Source organism: Lentzea kentuckyensis, from assembly GCF_002150765.1.
Lineage (GTDB): Bacteria > Actinomycetota > Actinomycetes > Mycobacteriales > Pseudonocardiaceae > Lentzea > Lentzea kentuckyensis.
This window is the reverse complement of record NZ_MUYM01000070.1, coordinates 18,527-34,638: the sequence shown is the minus strand read 5'-3', so window position 1 is coordinate 34,638 and position 16,112 is coordinate 18,527. Positions and strand designations below refer to the sequence as shown.

At 68.5% G+C, this 16,112-nt stretch carries 15 protein-coding genes; 2 read left to right on the top strand and 13 right to left on the bottom strand.

Features of this window, described 5'->3' with window-relative positions:
- Position 1 precedes the first annotated feature (1 nt).
- The 9 genes from nuoH to B0F77_RS30050 all read right to left on the bottom strand — a co-directional run bounded on the left by nuoH (position 2) and on the right by B0F77_RS30050 (position 10,353).
- A complete protein-coding gene (nuoH, locus tag B0F77_RS30090; protein ID WP_086666378.1) occupies positions 2-1,321 on the bottom strand; it encodes an NADH-quinone oxidoreductase subunit NuoH in 1,320 nt (439 codons plus the stop codon).
- Positions 1,318-3,783, bottom strand: coding sequence for an NADH-quinone oxidoreductase subunit G (locus tag B0F77_RS30085; protein ID WP_086666377.1), 2,466 nt, complete (start codon positions 3,781-3,783; stop codon positions 1,318-1,320). Before B0F77_RS30085 ends, nuoH begins: the two co-directional genes overlap by 4 nt.
- Positions 3,780-5,060 carry an NADH-quinone oxidoreductase subunit NuoF gene (nuoF, locus tag B0F77_RS30080; RefSeq protein WP_086666376.1) on the bottom strand — a complete coding sequence of 427 codons (1,281 nt, stop codon included), beginning with the start codon at positions 5,058-5,060 and terminating at the stop codon, positions 3,780-3,782. Before nuoF ends, B0F77_RS30085 begins: the two co-directional genes overlap by 4 nt.
- A gap of 10 nt (positions 5,061-5,070) precedes the next feature.
- A complete protein-coding gene (gene nuoE / locus B0F77_RS30075; protein WP_086666375.1) occupies positions 5,071-5,787 on the bottom strand; it encodes an NADH-quinone oxidoreductase subunit NuoE in 717 nt (238 codons plus the stop codon).
- Complete coding sequence (locus B0F77_RS30070) at positions 5,784-7,160, bottom strand: NADH-quinone oxidoreductase subunit D (RefSeq protein ID WP_086666374.1); 1,377 nt, start codon at positions 7,158-7,160, stop codon at positions 5,784-5,786. The genes nuoE and B0F77_RS30070 overlap by 4 nt, the downstream gene beginning before the upstream one ends.
- Positions 7,157-7,900 (bottom strand): NADH-quinone oxidoreductase subunit C, encoded by a 744-nt coding sequence (locus B0F77_RS30065; protein WP_086666373.1) that lies wholly within the window; start codon positions 7,898-7,900, stop codon positions 7,157-7,159. Before B0F77_RS30065 ends, B0F77_RS30070 begins: the two co-directional genes overlap by 4 nt.
- Complete coding sequence (locus B0F77_RS49260; protein WP_086666372.1) at positions 7,897-8,448, bottom strand: NuoB/complex I 20 kDa subunit family protein; 552 nt, start codon at positions 8,446-8,448, stop codon at positions 7,897-7,899. Before B0F77_RS49260 ends, B0F77_RS30065 begins: the two co-directional genes overlap by 4 nt.
- 7 nt (positions 8,449-8,455) lie before the next feature.
- The gene (locus B0F77_RS30055; RefSeq protein ID WP_030478224.1) at positions 8,456-8,821 is read right to left on the bottom strand and encodes an NADH-quinone oxidoreductase subunit A; all 366 of its coding nucleotides are present in this window, start codon (positions 8,819-8,821) and stop codon (positions 8,456-8,458) included.
- A 266-nt stretch (positions 8,822-9,087) separates the two neighbouring features.
- Entirely contained in the window at positions 9,088-10,353 is a 1,266-nt protein-coding gene (locus B0F77_RS30050; protein WP_086666371.1) for a geranylgeranyl reductase family protein, read from the bottom strand.
- Between the two features lie 133 nt (positions 10,354-10,486).
- On the opposite strand from B0F77_RS30050, the gene B0F77_RS30045 reads away from it, so the two are divergent.
- On the top strand, positions 10,487-11,530 hold the full coding sequence (locus B0F77_RS30045) for a hypothetical protein (protein ID WP_143466968.1): 1,044 nt from the start codon (positions 10,487-10,489) through the stop codon (positions 11,528-11,530).
- 80 nt (positions 11,531-11,610) lie between these two features.
- On the opposite strand, the gene B0F77_RS30040 is transcribed toward B0F77_RS30045, so the two are convergent.
- Genes B0F77_RS30040 through B0F77_RS30030 form a run of 3 tightly spaced genes read right to left on the bottom strand, consistent with a single transcriptional unit; the run spans position 11,611 to position 14,527 of the window.
- Positions 11,611-12,324, bottom strand: a complete 714-nt coding sequence (locus B0F77_RS30040) for a demethylmenaquinone methyltransferase (protein WP_086666369.1) — start codon at positions 12,322-12,324, stop codon at positions 11,611-11,613.
- 35 nt (positions 12,325-12,359) lie between these two features.
- Positions 12,360-13,457 carry a glycosyltransferase gene (locus tag B0F77_RS30035; protein WP_086666368.1) on the bottom strand — a complete coding sequence of 366 codons (1,098 nt, stop codon included), beginning with the start codon at positions 13,455-13,457 and terminating at the stop codon, positions 12,360-12,362.
- Positions 13,454-14,527: a glycosyltransferase family 4 protein gene (locus B0F77_RS30030; protein WP_211294129.1), complete on the bottom strand. Its 1,074-nt coding sequence runs from the start codon at positions 14,525-14,527 to the stop codon at positions 13,454-13,456. Before B0F77_RS30030 ends, B0F77_RS30035 begins: the two co-directional genes overlap by 4 nt.
- 144 nt (positions 14,528-14,671) lie before the next feature.
- On the opposite strand from B0F77_RS30030, the gene B0F77_RS30025 reads away from it, so the two are divergent.
- Complete coding sequence (locus B0F77_RS30025) at positions 14,672-15,505, top strand: inositol monophosphatase family protein (protein WP_086666366.1); 834 nt, start codon at positions 14,672-14,674, stop codon at positions 15,503-15,505.
- Here the strand turns inward: B0F77_RS30025 and B0F77_RS30020 are convergent.
- Positions 15,490-16,110: a hypothetical protein gene (locus B0F77_RS30020; RefSeq protein ID WP_086666365.1), complete on the bottom strand. Its 621-nt coding sequence runs from the start codon at positions 16,108-16,110 to the stop codon at positions 15,490-15,492. The two genes, B0F77_RS30025 and B0F77_RS30020, sit on opposite strands and share 16 nt — an antisense overlap.
- Between the last annotated feature and the right edge of the window lie 2 nt (positions 16,111-16,112).

Genomic DNA, 16,112 nt, shown 5'->3' with positions numbered 1-16,112 from the left:
CCTACTCAGCCTCCTTACCGGTGGTAACGGCTGCCGTTTCCTTGGGGATGTTGGCGACCTTGACCTTGCGCTTGGGCGCGGCCTTGGGGACGACGAGGTCGAGCGGCGGTACCGGGAAGCCCGAACCCGCGAGCGGAACGCCCTTGGTGTCCTGGACCTTCTTGTCCGGTAGCAGGAACGAGACCAGCAGCACGAGGCCGACGATCACGCCGAGCGCGATGAGCCGCTGCGCCGTGGAGAGCTGCTGGATCGCGCCGGTGCGGATGACCGCGACGGCCATGATCCAGACGAGGCTGGTCGGGACGAGCACCTTCCAGCCCAGCTTCATGAACTGGTCGTAGCGCAGGCGGGGAAGCGTGCCGCGCAGCCAGATGAAGAGGAAGAGGAACGCCAGCGTCTTGAGGATGAACCAGAGCAGGCCCCACCAGCCGGTGTTCAGGAAGTCGCCGCTCCACGGGGCGTGGTAGCCACCGAGGAAGAGCGTGGTCGCGAGCGCCGAGACGGTGACCATGTTGACGTACTCGGCGAGGAAGAACAGCGCGAACTTCAGCGAGCTGTACTCCGTGTGGAAACCACCGACCAGCTCCGACTCGGCCTCGGGGAGGTCGAACGGAGCGCGGTTGGTCTCGCCGACCATCGACACCACGTAGATCACGAAGCTGGGGAACAGCAGGATGCCGAACCAGCCGGGCAACGCGCCGAGCACGGTGCTCGCCTGGGCACCCACGATGTCACCGGTCGACATCGAGCCGGTGAACATGATCACCGCGACGATCGACAGGCCCATCGCGATCTCGTAGGAGATCACCTGGGCGGCACTGCGCAGAGCACCCAGCAGCGGGTACGGCGAGCCGGAGGCCCAGCCGGACAGCACGATGCCGTAGACGCCGAGCGAGGAGCAGGCCAGCACCACCAGCACGCCGACCGGGAGGTCGACGAGCTGCAGCGCGGTCTCCTGGCCGAACATGCTGACCTTGCCGGCCAGCGGGATCACCGAGAACGCGAGGAACGCGGGGATGCAGGAGATCACCGGGGCGAGGAAGAACACCCACTTGTCCGCGAGGACCGGGCGGATGTCCTCCTTGAACGCGAGCTTCAGACCGTCCGCGAGCGACTGCAGCCAGCCGTTCGGGCCGACCCGGTTGGGGCCGGGGCGGTGCTGCATCCGCGCGACGACCTTGCGCTCCCAGTTGATCATGAACAGGGTCATGACCACGAGGAAGGCGAAGATCCCGACGACCTTGATCAGGACCAGCCAGATCGGGTCGTCCACGAGCAACTTGGCGGTCTCGCCGTTCTCCGCGAGGACGTGCTGGATCATGACTTCACCCCAGACGAGGTTCCGGCGCTGACGGAGACGATCGAGCCGTGGCCCGCGCCGAGCGTGGCCCGGACGGTCACGTCACCCGAGTTGGTGGGCAGCCAGATGACGCCCTCGGGCAGGTCGTCGGTCTCGACCGGCAGCGTGATCGCGCCGCGGTCGGTGGAGACCGTCACGGAGCCGCCGGTCGCCAGACCGAACTGCTGCGCGGTGGCCTCTGCGACCTTGGCGACGGCCGGGCGTGCGGTGCCGGCCAGGTGCGGCTCGTCCACCTGCAGCGAGCCGTTGCCGATCAACCGGTGCCAGGTGGCGAGCACGGCCTGGCCGGCACCGGCCGGGCTCTGCAGCGGCGCGGCGACGTTGAGCGAGGAACCGCTCGGGACGCCCTCGCCCAGTCGAGCCAGGTCGGCGGCCGCGGCGGCGGGCGTCTGCGTGAACAGGTCCGCGTCCATCTCCACCGCGAGGGTGTCGAGCACGCGGCAGTCCGCCAGCGAGCCGGTGCCTTCGAGCGTCGTGCCGAACTCGCGGTGGCGACCCTCCCAGTTGAGGAAGCTGCCGGACTTCTCGACCGCCGGGGCGATCGGGAGCACGACGTCGGCGTGCGCGGTGACCGCGCTCGGCCGCTGCTCCAGGCTCACGACGAAACCGGCCATGCCCAACGCTCGTTCCGCGAGCGCGGGGTCCGGCAGGTCGAACGGGTCGACGCCACCGATCAGCAGGCCGGACAGGCCACCGCTGGCGGCCGCGATGAGGATTCCGTTGGTGTCACGGCCCGGCGTGGCCGGGATCGTGCCCTCCTCGATGCCCCAGGTCCGCTCGACCTCGGTGCGCGCGGCCGCGTTCGCGACGTGGCGCCCGCCGGGCAGCAGGTTCGGCGTGGCACCGACCGCGAGCGCGCCGCGCTCACCGGCACGGCGCGGGATCCACGCGACCTTGGCGCCGGTGCGCTCCGCGAGCCTCGCGACCGCGGTGAACGCGCCGGGGATCTCGGCGGCGCGCTCGCCGACCAGGATCACCGCGCCGGGCTTGCCCAGCAGGTCGACGACGTCGGAAGCGTGCTCCGGCAACGCGTTCAGCGCGTTGGCCTCGGCTCCCGGCACGCAGGCGAGCAACGTGCCGAAGGTCTTCTCCACGGCCGGGGTGGTGAACTGGCCGAGGTGGAAGACCTTGGTCCTGCCGGTGCGAGCGGCCTTGCGCAGGCGCAGGAAGACGATCGGCGCTTCCTCCTCGGGCTCGAACGCGACCAGCAACGCGGCCGGTGCGTTCTCGATGCCCTGGAAGGTGACGCCGTTGTCCGGGTTGGTGAACACCGTGGTACCGGACAGGAACTCCAGCTCCTCGGCGCTGTGCGGCCGGGCGCGGAAGTCGATGTCGTTGGTGCGCAACGCGATCCGGGCGAACTTCGAGTACGCGTAGGCGTCCTCGACGGTCAGCCGGCCACCGGTGAGGACACCGACGCCGTTCGCGTCCCTCGCCGCCGCCAAACCTGCCGCCGCGACCTGCAGCGCCTCGGTCCAGGACGACTCGCGCAGCTCACCGGTCTCGGCGTCGCGGACCATCGGCCGCGTGATGCGGTCGTCGGACGTGGCGTAGCGGAAGGCGAACCGGCCCTTGTCGCAGATCCACTCCTCGTTGACCTGCGGGTCGTCGCCGGCGAGCTTGCGCTGCACCTTGCCGCGCCGCCAGTCGGTGCGCTCGGCACAACCCGACGAGCAGTGCTCGCAGACGCTCGGCGTCGACACGAGGTCGAACGGCCGGGCGCGGAACCGGTAGGCGGCGCTCGTCAAAGCACCGACCGGGCAGATCTGGATGGTGTTGCCGGAGAAGTACGACTGGAACGGCTTGTCCTTCGCCACACCGATCTGCTGCTGGGAGCCGCGCTCCAGCAGTTCGATGAACGGGTCACCGGCGATCTGCGCGGAGAACCGCGTGCAGCGCTGGCAGAGCACGCAGCGTTCGCGGTCGAGCAACACCTGCGTCGAGATGTTGATCGGCTTCGGGAACGTCCGCTTGTGCTCGTGGAAGCGGGAGTCGCTGCGGCCGTGGGCGATCGCCTGGTTCTGCAGCGGGCACTCACCGCCCTTGTCGCAGATCGGGCAGTCCAGCGGGTGGTTGATGAGCAGCAGCTCCATCACACCCTGCTGGGCCTTGTCCGCGACCGGCGAGGTCAGCTGGGTCTTCACGACCATGCCGTCCGCGACCGTCATCGTGCAGGAGGCCTGCGGCTTCGGCATCGGCCGGCCGCCCATCTCGACCTCGACGAGACACTGGCGGCAGGCGCCCGCGGGCTCCAGCAGCGGGTGGTCGCAGAAGCGCGGGATGACCGTGCCGAGGCGCTCCGCCGTGCGGATCAGCAGCTCACCCTTGGGCGCGATGACCTCGACGCCGTCGATGATGAGCTTGACGTGACCCTCGGGTACGACGACCTCGGTCGTGGTGCTCTTGTCAGGGGCGATGGTCATGCGTTCGCTCCAGCCAGGACCTTGGAGTTCGTGTCGCACAGGGCGAGGAACTCGTCCTTGAAGTACTTGATGCCACTGGTGATCGGGCTGACCGCACCGTCACCGAGCGCGCAGAACGAGCGGCCGAGGATGTTGTCGCAGACGTCGAGCAACGTGTCGATGTCGCTCGCCGTGCCGTTGCCCGCCACCATCCGCTGCAGGATCTGCACGAGCCAGTACGTGCCCTCGCGGCACGGCGTGCACTTGCCGCACGACTCGTGCTTGTAGAACTCCGTCCACTTCATGACGGCCCACGGCACGGACACGGTCTCGTTGAAGATCTGCAGCGCCGTCGTGCCGAGCATCGAACCGGCCTCGGCGGCACCCTCGAAGTCGAGCGGCACGTCGAGGTGCTCCGCGGTGAACAGCGGGGTGGACGAACCACCGGGCGTCCAGAACTTCAGCGGGATGCCGTCCTTCATGCCACCGGCCATGTCGAGCAGCTGCCGGAGCGTCGTGCCCATCGGCGCCTCGTACTGGCCGGGGTTCGTGACGTGGCCGGACAGCGAGTAGATCTTCGGACCGGGTGAGCGGTCGCGACCCATCTCGCGGAACCAGTCCGCGCCACCGTTGACGATGAAGGGAACCGACGCGATCGTCTCGACGTTGTTCACGACAGTGGGCGACGCGTAGAGGCCCGAGGTAGCGGGGAACGGCGGCTTGAGTCGCGGCTGGCCACGACGGCCCTCCAGCGAGTCGAGCAGCGCGGTCTCCTCGCCGCAGATGTACGCGCCAGCACCGGCGTGGATCACCAGGTCCAGGTCGAACCCGCTGCCGAGGATGTCCTTGCCCAGGTAGCCCTTGGCGTACGCCTCGCGCACGGCCGCGTTGAGGCGGCGGATGCAGTGCAGGACCTCGCCGCGGACGTAGATCGCCGCGAAGTTCGCGCGGATCGCGTACGACGTGATGATCACGCCCTCGATCAGCGAGTGCGGGTCCGCCATCATCAGCGGGATGTCCTTGCAGGTGCCCGGCTCGCCCTCGTCGGCGTTGATGACGAGGTAGTGCGGCTTGCCGTCGCCCTGCGGGATGAAGCCCCACTTCATGCCGGTGGGGAAGCCCGCACCGCCGCGGCCGCGCAGCCCGGAGTCCTTGCACTGCTGGATGAGCTGGTCCGGGTGAGCCTTCAGCGCCTTGGGCAGAGCGGTGTAGCCACCGGTGCGCTCGTAGGTCTCGATCGTCCAGGACTTGGGCTCGGTCCAGCTCTTGGTGAGAACGGGAGTCAGCGGGTTGACCATCTTGTGCCCCCTACTTCTTTTCCGGCAGGGCGGGGAACTCGGCGTTGGCCGGCATCTTCGGTGCGTCCCAGCCGCGGTCCTTCGCGATCTGGGCGCCCCGCAACGTCTCCGGCGCCGCCGACGGTCCGTCGAGGTCCGCGTCGCGACCCTCGAAGAAGCCGGCGAGCTGCAGTTCCGCCTGCTTGAAATCGGTGAGCGGGGCGCCGCGCGTCGGGGCGGGCTTGTCCCCTGACTGCAACGCCTTCACGAGCCCCAGCGCCTTGTCCGGCGTCTGGTTGTCGTAGAACTCGTAGTTCACCTGGAGCACCGGGCCGAGGTCGCACGCGGCGAGGCACTCGGCGTGCTCCAGGGTGATCGAGCCCGGCGTGCCCGGCTCGCCCGCGGTCTCCTCGTGGCCCACACCGAGGTGGTCCTTGAGGGTCTTGTAGATGTCGTCGCCGCCGAGCGCCGCGCACAGCGTGTTCGTGCACACGCTGACCAGGTGCTCACCGCACGGGCGGCGCTTGTACATCGTGTAGAACGTCGCGACCGCGCTGACCTCGGCCTCGCTCAGGTCGAGCTGCCCGGCGCAGAACCGGATGCCCTCCTGGGAGACGTAGCCCTCGACCGACTGCACCAGGTGCAGCATCGGCAGCAGCGCACTGCGGGACTGCGGGTAGCGGGCGATGATCGCCTGCGCGCGGTCCACAGTGGACTGGTCAAAGGTCTGTTCTGGCGCTTGAGTCATCGGTCGCAACCACCCATCACCGGGTCGATCGAGGCGACGGACGCGATGACGTCGGCGACCATGCCGCCCTCGCACATCGCGGGCATCGACTGGAGGTTCACGAAGCTGGGTTCGCGCAGGTGCACGCGCATCGGGCGGGTGCCGCCGTCGGAGACGACGTGGTAGCCCAGCTCGCCGCGCGGCGACTCGACCGGCACGTACACCTGGCCGGACGGCACCTTGAAGCCCTCGGTCACCAGCTTGAAGTGGTGGATCAGGGACTCCATCGACTGGCCCATGATCTTGCGGACGTGCTCGAGCGAGTTGCCCATGCCGTCGCTGCCGATCGTGAGCTGCGCGGGCCACGCGATCTTGGCGTCCTCGACCATCACCGGACCGGTCGGCAGACTCTTCACGACCTGCTTGATGATCTTCAGCGACTGGTGCATCTCCTCGAGGCGCAGCAGGTACCGCGCGAAGCAGTCCGCCGCGTTCGAGGTGGGCACGTCGAAGGAGTAGTTCTCGTAGCCGCAGTACGGCTCGATCTTGCGCAGGTCCCAGCCGAGGCCGGCGGAGCGCAGGATCGGGCCGGTGATGCCGAGCGCGAGGCACGCGTCGACGGGCAGGTAGCCCACGCCCGCGAGGCGGTTGCGCCAGATCGGCTGACCGGTGAGCAGCTTGTCGTAGTCCGGGAGCCGCTTCTCCATGACCTTGACGAACGCGGTGATCTTCTCGACCGCGTCGTCCGGCAGGTCCTGCGCGAGACCGCCGGGGCGGATGAACGCGTGGTTCATGCGCAGGCCGGTGAGGTGCTCCAGCAGGTGCAGCGCCTCCTCCCGCTCGCGGAAGCCGGAGGTCATGCCGGTCAGCGCGCCGAGCTCCATGCCGCCGGTGGCGAGCGCGACGAGGTGCGAGCTGATCCGGTTGATCTCCATCAGGAGCACGCGGATGGCCTGCGCCTTGTCCGGCACCGTGACGCCGAGCAGCTTCTCGACCGACATGCAGTACGCGGCCTCGTGGTGCAGCGGCGCCAGGTAGTCGGTGCGCGTGATGAAGGTGACGCCCTGGACCCAGTTGCGGTACTCGAGGTTCTTCTCGATACCCGTGTGCAGGTAGCCGATGACGCTGCGGGCGTGCGTGACCGTCTCGCCCTCGAGCTCCAGGACCAGGCGGAGCACGCCGTGGGTCGAGGGGTGCTGCGGGCCGAGGTTCATGACGATGCGCTCGTCGTGGACCGCGTCCGCGAGGACCTCGTCCCAGTCGCCGCCGGTCACCGTGTAGACGGTGCCCTCGGTGGTCTTGCGGGAGTCGGCGACCTCTGGGGTCTCGACGCTGTCCTGGCCCGCCGGGCTGGTGTCGGTGCCCGTGGTGACGTCGGAAAGCCGCTCGGTCATGAGTACGACCGCCTCTGGTCCGGCGGAGGAATCTCCGCGCCCTTGTACTCGACCGGAATGCCGCCCAGCGGGTAGTCCTTGCGCTGCGGGTGGCCGTCCCAGTCGTCCGGCATGAGGATGCGGGTCAGTCCGGGGTGACCGTCGTAGATGATCCCGAACATGTCCCAGGTCTCGCGCTCCTGCCAGTCCGCCGTCGGGTAGACCTCGACGAGACTCGGCACGTGCGGGTTCTCGACGTCGACCGCGACCTCCAGCCGGATGCGGCGGCGGTACGTCATCGACGTCAGGTGCGTGACGGAGTGCAGGCGCTGCGGCACGTCGGCGCCGTAGTCGACACCGGAGACCGAGCTGCAGAGCTCGAAGCGCAGCGACGGGGTGTCGCGGCAGATGCGCGCCACCTCCAGCAGCGTCTCCGGCAGGAGGTAGAAGGTGATCTCGCCGCGGTCGACGGTCACCTGCTGCACCGTGCCGGCGGGCAGGCCCTTGTCGCTGATCGCGGCGAACAGCTCGTCGGCCACCTCGTCGAACCAGCCGCCGTACGGGCGCTCGGACGGAGCGGCCACGTGGGCGGGCAGGCGCAGGCCACCGAAACCGGACGTGTCACCGGAGCCGGTGACGCCGAAGAGGCCCTTGCGCTCCTTGCCCGCGAAGATCGGCGCCTTGGCTTCGGCACCGTTGGTCTTTTCGAGGCCCTCTCCAGCGCGGTCCGCGCTGGAGTGCTCTCCCCCTGGCTCGGTCACTTCTTCCTCGCAAAACGCTCGGACGACGGGATGAGATCGGTGCGGTAGCCCGAGTCGGCGAGTGCCTTGGCGCGCACGGCGTTGAGCGGCTCGTCCATGATCTTGGCGTGGATCTTGAGGATCGCGTCCATCAGCATCTCCGGCCGCGGCGGGCAGCCCGGCAGGTACATGTCGACGGGCACGACGTGGTCGACGCCCTGCACCACCGCGTAGTTGTTGAACATGCCACCGGTCGACGCGCAGACGCCCATCGCCAGCACCCAGCGCGGCTCGGGCATCTGGTCGTAGATCTGCCGCAGCACCGGCGCCATCTTGTTGGTGACGCGGCCCGCGACGATCATCAGGTCCGCCTGGCGCGGTGAGGCCCGGAAGACCTCCATGCCGAAGCGGGCGAGGTCGTAGCGCGGTCCACCCGTCGTCATCATCTCGATGGCGCAGCAGGCCAGGCCGAAGGTGGCAGGCCACAGCGAGGACTTGCGGGTCCAGTTGACCAGCTTCTCGACGCTGACCAGCAGGATGCCGTTCGGGAGCTTCTCCTCGAGACCCATGACTTCCTCAGTTCCAGTCGAGGCCGCCGCGACGCCACACGTAGACGTACGCGAAGCCGACCGTGGCGACGAACAGGACGATCTCCACCAGCCCGAACAGGCCGAGCTTGTCGGCCGCTACGGCGAACGGGTAGAGGAAGACCATTTCGATGTCGAACAAGATGAAGAGCATCGCCGTCAGGTAGTAGGCGACGGGCATGCGCCCACCACCCACGACCGGCTGCGGGCTCGGTTCGATGCCGCACTCGTAGGCGTCGAGCTTCGCCTTGTTGTAGCGGCGGGGTCCGATGTAGGGCGCTGCGGTCACCGAGAACAGCGCGAACGCCCCGGCGAGCGCGAACATCAATACGAGGGGGAGGTAAGGGTCAAGCACGCTCCGTCGTCCTTTCCTCGCGGTCGAGGCGCACCCTAAGGGTGTTGTTCTGCGACTCGTTTGTTAGGCGAACCTAACAAACGCTTGTGAAACAGTTCACAAGCTTGTTCAGACTGTTGTGAAGTGATTCACAAGCTCGCCCGCCAGTGTAGAACGCCTGTAAATGACCTAGATCACAGGGTCTGACCTGGGGGTTTAACTTCGTTGGAACATGCGAAACGGCACCGGCTCGTATTGAGCCGGTGCCGTCACCTATTCGGAGTAATTTATGCCGTCGGCGCGAGCTTCGTGGCGGCCACGATCAGACGGTCCATTGCGTCGCCGTCCTTGGGGTCGTAGAGGCCCGCAAGCAGCTTGAGCACGAGTTTCATCAGGCGCTTTCGCGGCATTCCGTACTTCGTTGCGGTCCGCATGACCGCCGGGTTCCCGATGAGCTTCGAGAAGACGTTCCCTAGCCGGTAGTAACTGCCGAGCGCCTGTTCGATCCGAATCGGGTAGCCGTGCAGCGCGCGTTCACGGTTGACGCCGGTCCGGGCGAGCGCCTGGACGACACTTTCGGACGCGATCTTGGCCGACTCCATGGCGTAGCCGATGCCCTCGCCGTTGAACGGGTTGACCATGCCGCCGGCGTCGCCGACGAGCACGAGGCCCGCGCGGTAGTGCGGCTTGCGGTTGAGGCCCATCGGCAACGCGGCGCCGCCGATGCGGCTCGTCGCGTTCTCCTCGCGGAAGCCCCACTCCTCCGGCGTGCCGTCCAGCCAGGAGCGCAGGAGCTGGCGGTAGTCCGTGGTGCCGTAGGCCTTCGACGTGCTGAGGATGCCGAGGCCGACGTTCACGCTGCCGTCGCCCATGCCGAAGATCCAGCCGTAGCCGGGCAGCAGCTGACCGTCCGGCGCCCACAGCTCCAGGTGCGACTCGAGGTAGTCGTCCTTGGTGCGCGGGCTCGCGTAGTACCGCCGGACCGCGACGCCCATGGGCTTCGCGTCGTCCTTCTGCAGGCCGACGCTGAGGGCGAGTCGTGCGGAGACGCCGTCGCACGCGACCGTGATCGGGGCCCGGTACGTGACCGGGTTCTTTTCCGGTCCCTGCTTGGCCTCGACGCCGACGACCCGGCCGTTCTCGATGATGGCCTTGGTGACCGTGGTGTTCTCGTGCATGCGCGCACCGGCTTGTTTCGCGGTGTTCGCGAGCATCTCGTCGAAGTCCATGCGCGGCCGCACGACGCCGTAGTTGGGGAACGTGGCCAGGTCCGGCCAGTCCAGCTCCATCGTGACGCCGCCGCCGACGACCCGCAGCCCCTTGTTGTGCAGCCAGCCGTTGTCCTCGCGGGTGTCGATGCCCAGGTCGATCAGTTGCTTCACGCCGCGGGGCGTGAGGCCGTCGCCGCAGACCTTCTCCCGGGGGAAGGAGCTCTTCTCCAGCAGGAGCACGTCGAGACCTGCCCTGGCCAGGTAGGTCGCCGCGGTCGAGCCCGCCGGTCCCGCCCCCACCACGATGACGTCGGCGTCCTCGTTGATCCCGCGCCTGCTCATCCAGACTCCCTACGTGTGCCGTGACTCCTCCGCGACTCTAACCGGCACGAACTGAGACCCCACCGCCCAAGCCCTCCTGCTGTGCGCCACGCGGGGCCCCCGCGTACGCCATGAGCGTACGAAAGCTCCCCGCGTGCGCTCGAAGATCGCGAGTTGTCCACATGTCGATCAAGGGCTGGTTGTGCGCGGGCCCGTTATGCCGATGATTGATCGAGTGCTCAACCAACGATCGATCGACTACGGGCTGCTCGCCGATGTCTTCGAGGACGGGGTAGCTGCTCGCCGCCACCTGCTCGAACTCGGGTTCAGCAGTGACACGCTGGCCAGGAAGTGCCGGCCTGGAGGTGGTTGGACCCGGTTGTTCCTGGGTGTCTACCTGTTGACTGGAGGCACGCCCAACCGGAGACAGCTGGTTCGCGGTGCACTGCTCCGAGCCGGCCCGCTGACCTTTCTGACCGGCCTCGAGGCAGCACGCAGGTATGGAGTACGTCGACTGCCCGCTGACCAACGCGTCCATGTTCTCGTCCCACACGGCCGCCGCATCACCAGCCAGGGCTCCATGCTCGTCGAGCGAACCAACCGGTCATGGGACGGAACGCTGATCGACGGCTTCCCCGTTGTGACGCTCGCCCGTGCGCTCATCGACGCTGCGCGCAAAGAAGGCCGCATCGACGTTGTGCGGGCATTCATCGCTGACGCCGTCCAGCAGCAGCTTTGTTCGCCCAAAGCACTCGCGGAGGAGCTGAAATGCCTCCGCCTGGGCGGAACTCACCTGCCGCGACGAGTCATGGATGAGGTCAACGACGGCGTTCGCTCCGCTGCTGAGGCGTGGTCACGCTCGCTGATCCACCGTTCTTCGCTGCCTGCACCACAGTGGAACGTGCTGATCAGGTCGACGGCCGGCAAGCAGCTCGCAGTCGTGGACGGTTGGTGGGGCGACGTCGGCCTCGCTTGGCAGATCGACTCAGTGGAGTTTCACCTTGCGCCCGATGCGTACGCACGGACGATGGCGCAACACTCCGCCTTGCTGGCCAATGGCGTTATGACCGTGCACACCCTTCCTTCACGGCTCAAGAACGATCCGGCTGGCGTCATCGCTGAGTTGCGTGGCGCTTACCGGTCAGCGACACAGCGGCCACAGCCACGCGTCTCAGCGACGCTGTGGCGTCCGATCTGAGCGCCACGCGGGGAGCTTTCGTACGGCAGGAGCGCACAGCGAGGCCCCGCGTGCGGCAAAGCGAGTGGGGTGGGCGGGTGTTAGGAGGTTGAGACGTCGGAGGCCGGCTTTGGCTTGGTTGCGCGGTGCAGGGCCACCATGCCGCCGGTCAGGTTGAACCACGCCACGTCCTCCCAGCCCGCCTGCGAGATCAACTCGCCCAGCGACCGCTGGTCCGGCCAGGTCGCCATGGACTCGGCGAGGTAGGAGTACGCGACCGGGTTCGAGGACACGAACTTCGCGATGAGCGGCAGCAGTTTGAGCAGGTAGCGCATGTAGACGAAGCGGAACGGCTTCCACACCGGGGTGGAGACCTCGCAGATCACCATGCGGCCGCCCGGCTTCGTGACGCGGGCCATTTCCCGCAGGGCGACGACGGTGTCGTTGAAGTTGCGGATGCCGAAGGACACCGTGACGGCGTCGAAGGAGTTGTCCCTGAACGGCAGGCGCAGGGCGTCGGCGGCGACCTTCGGGACGCGGCGGTGGGCGCCAGAGGCGAGCATGCCCACGGAGAAGTCCGCGGCCACGCACCAGGCGCCGGACGCGGCGTACTCGACGGTGGACACCGCGGTACCCGCGGCGAGGTCGAGGACCTTCTCGCCGGGGCGGGCGTCGAGCACGCGGCGGCTCCAGTCCCGCCAGCGGCGGTCGAAGCCCAGCGTCATGACCGAGTTCGTGCGGTCGTAGCCCTTGGCCACGCCGTCGAACATCTCGGCGACCTCACGCGGGTTCTTGTCCAAGCCGGCTCGCGACATGCCAAGAGACTAAGTCAGGGCTGCTGAGATCATCTTCAGGGCACCTTCAGAGCCGTCAGCATGCCGCCCACCGCCGCGTCCCACGGGTACTCCTCGGCGCGGGCCCTGGCGGCCTCCCGCGAGCCGGAGACCAGGAGCCGTTCCGCGGCTGAGGCGAAGGCGGCCGCGTGGTCGTCGACGGCCGCGCCGCACGAGGGTTGGACGATCTCCTTCAGGGCGCTGCTCTGGCTGACGACGACCGGGGTGCCGCTCGCCAGGGCCTCCAACGCCGCCAGACCGAACGTCTCGTGCGGGCCGGGCGCCAGCGAGAGGTCGGCGGAGGCCAAGAGCGCGGCGACGTCCAAACGCGACTTCACGAAGCCGAGGAACGTCACCGGCAGGCCTGCCGCGCGCTTCTCCAGGGCCGAGCGGCGCGGGCCGTCACCGGCGATCACCAGACGTGCCGCGTGGCCCTGCTCGTGCAGTTCGGCCAGCGTGTCGACCGAGCGTTCGACGTGCTTCTCCGGCGACAGGCGTCCACAGTGGATGAGCAAGCTCTCCTTGCCCTGCAACAGCTCTCGCCTCAGGTCGGCGGAGTGGCGGTGTGGGGTGAACGTCGCCAGGTCGACGCCCAGCGGCACCTGGGTGACGTTGCGGGCGCCGATGCGGTCGAACTCCTCGCGCGCGAACGCCGTCGTGCACACCACGGTGTCGTAGGAGGCGGCCATGCGGCCGTTGGCCCAATCGGCACCGCGCACGGCCGGACGTTCGGGCAGCACGAACTGCAGCAGGCGGTCGAGGCGTTCGTGCGAGATCACGACGTTCGGGATGCCGCGCTCGGTCGCCCACGCGCCCATGCCGCGCAACGTGAGCCGGTCGGAGACTTCGAGCCGGTCGGGCTTCAGGTGCTCCATCAAGGACTTCACCCGCCACGGGTCCACCACGCGGTAGCCGCCGGTGTACGGGATCTTCACCGCGGTCAACGTGATGCGCCGGACGCCGCCGGGCAGCACCTCGTCCGCCCGACGGTCGCCCGGCACGACCAGCACGACCTCGTGGCCCGCCTGCACGTAGCCGGTGCCCAGGTGGTGCAGTGCCGTGCGGAGTCCGCCCGACTTGGGCCCGTAGAAGTTGGCTAGCTGAACGATCCTCAAGCGGCCGCCTGGTGAGTTAGTCCGATCACCGCAGCGTAGTGGCCCATCAGCTCGTCGCAGATCGCAGGCCAGGTGCGGGAGAGCACCGACTTGCGGGCGGCGAGACCGAACCGCCTGCGCCGCAGCGGGTCGCGCAGGAGTTCGACGTACTGCGCGATGTCGTCCTGGAAGAGGTACCCGGTCCGGCCGTGGTGGACGAGGTCGCGCGGGCCGCCGGCGTTCGGCGCGAGCACGGGCAGGCCGGACGCGAGTGCCTCCTGGACGGCCTGGCAGAACGTCTCGTGCGGTCCGGTGTGGATGAACACGTCGAGCGAGGCGTAGGCCTCGGCGAGCTCGCGACCGGTGCGGAAGCCGAGGAACTCGGCGTTGGGCAGGTCCTTTTCGAGCTGTTCGCGGTCGGGACCGTCGCCGACGATCCTCAGCTTCACGCCGGGCAGGTCGTGCAGCTCTTTGAGCCGGTGCACCTGCTTCTCCGGCGCGAGGCGTCCGACGTAGCCCACGGTGAGCTCGTCGTTGTGCTTGGGACGCGGGTGGAAGAGGTCGATGTCGACGCCGCGGCCCCACCGGTGCACGCGCGGCACACCGTGCAACTCCAACGCCTCGACGGCCGAACTGGACGGTGCCAGCGTGCGGTCGGACAGCGTGTGCAGGCGTTTGGTCCACCGCCACGCGGCGCGCTTGGTGAGCCCGAGGCCGTAGCTGCCGGCGAACCCGGCGACGTCGGTCTGGTAGACGGCGACGGTCGGCACGTCGATCTTGCGCGCGGCCCTGAGGCCGTACGCACCCAGCACGAACGGCGAGGCGAGGTGCACGACGTCCGGCTGGAAGTCAGCCAGCGCGTGCAGCACTCTCGGGCTCGGCACCCCGATGGGCAGGCTCGTCACCATGGGCACGTCGACCGCGGAAACTCTGACGACGGGCGTGCCGTGGTGGGAGTCCGCTCCGGCACCTGGCGCGACGACCATCGCCTGGTGGCCGTTGCGGCGCAGGTGCTCCAGGACACGGAGCACGGAGTTGGAGACCCCGTTCACCTGGGGCAGGAAGCTCTCGGTCACGATCGCTACGCGCACAGACACACCTTGTAGGGCTGGTGTGAAGTCCGCGTGACGCGAAATTTGACGCGGTCAGAACACCTCACGTCGTGGCCAGGTGATCGTCAATTCGTCATCTTCGATTGGGTTGCCGGTCACACGACGCGGTGAAACTAGGCCAGCATGACCGTCTTGTCGTCCCGCCCCGCGCACCCAGTCGACCCCGGCCTGGTGTCCATCGCGCTGGAAGTGGCTGGTCGCCTGGCGAACGACGCCTCCGACGTCATCATGGCCACCGCCGGCCGCGGCGTCCGTCCGGACTCGGACGAGTCGCCGTTCGACTGGGTCACCGACACCGACCGCACCCTGGAACGGCACACGCGCCGCGTGCTCACCGCCGAGTTCCCGGCGATTCCGGTGTTCTGTGAAAACTCCGATGTGGACGTTCCCGGCGACTCCGAGTTCCGCTGGGTGGTGGACCCGGTCGACGGGACCGCGAACTACACCGCGGGCATGCCGTGGTGCGCCTACAGCCTCGCCCTGGTGGACCGCTGGGGCCCCGTCGTGGGTGTCGTCGCAGACCCGTACCGCTCACAGATCTACGCCGCCGCACGTGGCCGCGGCATGCGTGCGAACGGCACGCCCGTGCGCCTGACCGAGCGGCAGGGCGATTCCCTGGTGGTGTGCACGGAGATGACCCGAACGGGGCCGTGGCCCGGAATGGGTGAATTCATCTCCACGGCCGCGATCGCAGGCACGGGCGTGCGCGTGCTGGGCTCGAAATGCCTTGCCGTGGCACAAGTGGCGTTGGGTCACGTCGCCGCCGCGGTGCTGCACGGCTATCACGAGTGGGACGTCGCTGGCGCGGTGTCACTGGCCGTGGAGTCCGGTGCGGTCGTGCTGGACCGACGCGGCGAGGGCGCCCAACTGCCCGTGGACGGCCTGCTGGTGGCCGCACCCGACGCGGCCGACGAGGTGCTGGGCTGGTGGCAGTCCGCGCTTCAGGTCGACAGCTGAGGAAGCTGCTTCTCCAGCACCTCGAGATGGACGCGCGCCTCGTCCAGTTCCGGGTGGTCGAACATCTGCAACGCGACCCGGCCGACCTCGTTCTCGAACTGCTGGAAGTCGTGCGCCGCCTTGAGCAACCGCTGGTACACCGGGTGCTGCCGGTCGACCGCGCCGAGCGCCCTGCCCAGCTGCGCGATGCCGCGCACGTCGTCGAGCTCCTTGGTCAGCTGCTCGCCGATCCGCTGCAGCCAGTCCTTCGCCGCTGATTTCGGCACGGTCTGCACCGCGGCCGCGACGCGTCTGGTGGACTCCGCGCAACGTTCGACCAGCTCGGACCACATGTCGTAGGGCTGCTGCGGCATCGGCAGGTACGCGGGCCGGGGCTGGGCGGGGCGCTGGATCGAGCGGCGGATGAACCCGACGCCGGTGCCGACCACTGCTCCCGGCACGCCACCGAAGGCCACGGAGATGGCGCCGATCGCGATGATCGTCACGAAGACCGAGGACGGCGGCCCGTCGCTCGGGACGGCCTGGTCGATGATCGTCGTGAGGACGCCCATGAGCAGGGTGCCGACTGCGGCACCCCAGAGCGCTGAACGGACGACAACCCCCATGG

Excerpts from the sequence above, each read along its gene's own strand:
- nuoH (WP_086666378.1), bottom strand. The coding sequence starts at position 1,321 with ATGATCCAGCACGTCCTCGCGGAGAACGGCGAGACCGCCAAGTTGCTC.
- B0F77_RS30085 (WP_086666377.1), bottom strand. The coding sequence starts at position 3,783 with ATGACCATCGCCCCTGACAAGAGCACCACGACCGAGGTCGTCGTACCC.
- nuoF (WP_086666376.1), bottom strand. The coding sequence starts at position 5,060 with ATGGTCAACCCGCTGACTCCCGTTCTCACCAAGAGCTGGACCGAGCCC.
- nuoE (WP_086666375.1), bottom strand. The coding sequence starts at position 5,787 with ATGACTCAAGCGCCAGAACAGACCTTTGACCAGTCCACTGTGGACCGC.
- B0F77_RS30070 (WP_086666374.1), bottom strand. The coding sequence starts at position 7,160 with ATGACCGAGCGGCTTTCCGACGTCACCACGGGCACCGACACCAGCCCG.
- B0F77_RS49260 (WP_086666372.1), bottom strand. The coding sequence starts at position 8,448 with ATGGGTCTCGAGGAGAAGCTCCCGAACGGCATCCTGCTGGTCAGCGTC.
- B0F77_RS30050 (WP_086666371.1), bottom strand. The coding sequence starts at position 10,353 with ATGAGCAGGCGCGGGATCAACGAGGACGCCGACGTCATCGTGGTGGGG.
- B0F77_RS30040 (WP_086666369.1), bottom strand. The coding sequence starts at position 12,324 with ATGTCGCGAGCCGGCTTGGACAAGAACCCGCGTGAGGTCGCCGAGATG.
- B0F77_RS30025 (WP_086666366.1), top strand. The coding sequence starts at position 14,672 with ATGACCGTCTTGTCGTCCCGCCCCGCGCACCCAGTCGACCCCGGCCTG.
- B0F77_RS30020 (WP_086666365.1), bottom strand. The coding sequence starts at position 16,110 with ATGGGGGTTGTCGTCCGTTCAGCGCTCTGGGGTGCCGCAGTCGGCACC.